Source organism: Herbaspirillum frisingense GSF30 (assembly GCF_000300975.2).
In the GTDB taxonomy this organism is placed as follows: Bacteria; Pseudomonadota; Gammaproteobacteria; order Burkholderiales; family Burkholderiaceae_D; genus Herbaspirillum; species Herbaspirillum frisingense.
Genome location: NZ_AEEC02000082.1, coordinates 1 through 1,480 on the forward strand (window position 1 = coordinate 1; position 1,480 = coordinate 1,480).

Genomic DNA, 1,480 nt, shown 5'->3' on the forward strand with positions numbered 1-1,480 from the left:
CCCATATCCTCTCAGGCGCCGTGATGGACCCGCGTGCGCTGAGCGAGCTGATCCCTGACTGGAAGGAACAAGGCGCGCCACTGGACACGCCGGTGACCGAAGACCGCTTCCTCTTCCTCTCGGCCGACAAGGCCTACAAGACGCCGAACTGGCTGCTCCCGGCCTGCTTCCAGAACCATGGCAATTATGTGATTTCGCTCTCCAACGTCACGCGCTGGCTGGGCCAGCAGGCCGAAGCGCTGGGCGTGGAAATCTTCCCGGGCTTCCCCGCTGCCGAAGTGCTCTACCACGAGGACGGCTCGGTCAAGGGCGTAGCCACCGGCAACATGGGCATCAACAAGGAGGGCGAACCCGGCCCGGAATTCCAGCTGGGCATGGAACTGCACGCCAAATACACCTTCTTCGCCGAAGGTGCGCGCGGCCACCTGGGCAAGCAGTTGATCGCGAAATACAAGCTGGATGCCGGCCGCGATCCGCAGACCTATGCCATCGGCATCAAAGAACTGTGGGAAGTGAAGCCGGAAGTGCACCAGCCCGGCCTGGTGGTCCACACCGCCGGCTGGCCGCTGTCCAATGACACCTACGGAGGTTCCTTCCTCTATCACCTGGACAACAACCAGGTGGCCGTGGGCTACGTGGTCGGCCTGGCGTACCAGAATCCCTACCTGTCGCCATTCGAGGAATTCCAGCGCTACAAGACCCATCCGGAAATCCGCAAGTTCTTCGAAGGTGGCAAACGCCTCTCCTACGGCGCCCGCGCGATCACCGCCGGCGGCGTGCAATCCTTGCCCAAGCTGGTGTTCCCCGGTGGTGCGCTGCTGGGTTGCGATGCCGGTTTCCTCAATGCCTCGCGCATCAAGGGCAGCCATGCGGCGATCAAGAGCGGCATGCTGGCAGCGGATGCGGCATTCAGTGCCCTGGGCGAGAATCGCCAGTCGGACGAGCTGTCGGCCTACCCGGCCGCCTTCGAGGCTTCCTGGCTGAAGGAAGAACTGCACAAGGCCCGCAACTTCAAGCCCTCGATGAGCAAGGGTCTGGTGGCCGGCACGCTGCTGGTGGGCATCGATCAGGTACTGTTCGGTGGCAAGGCCCCCTGGACCCTGCGCCATACGCATGCCGACCACGAATGCCTGCGTCCGGCCGCTGACTTTGCGCCGATCGCCTATCCCAAGCCGGATGGCAAGCTGACCTTCGATCGCCTGTCATCGGTCTTCATCTCCAATACCAACCATGGCGAAGACCAACCCGCCCACCTGACGCTGAAGGACAAGGCCGTGCCGGTCCAGATCAACCTGGCCAAGTACGCCGGCCCGGAAGCACGCTACTGCCCGGCAGGCGTCTATGAATTCGTCAAGAACGAGGACAACACCGACCGCCTGCAGATCAACGCCCAGAACTGCGTGCACTGCAAGACCTGCGATATCAAGGACCCGACCCAGAACATCGTCTGGGTCACGCCTGAAGGCGGCGGCGGGCCGAA

At 63.1% G+C, this 1,480-nt stretch carries 1 protein-coding gene; it reads left to right on the forward strand.

The window, feature by feature from the left end; genetic code table 11:
* Positions 1 to 1,480 (forward strand): electron transfer flavoprotein-ubiquinone oxidoreductase (locus HFRIS_RS24390; protein WP_006465699.1); only part of this gene is annotated, 1,480 nt, incomplete at both ends.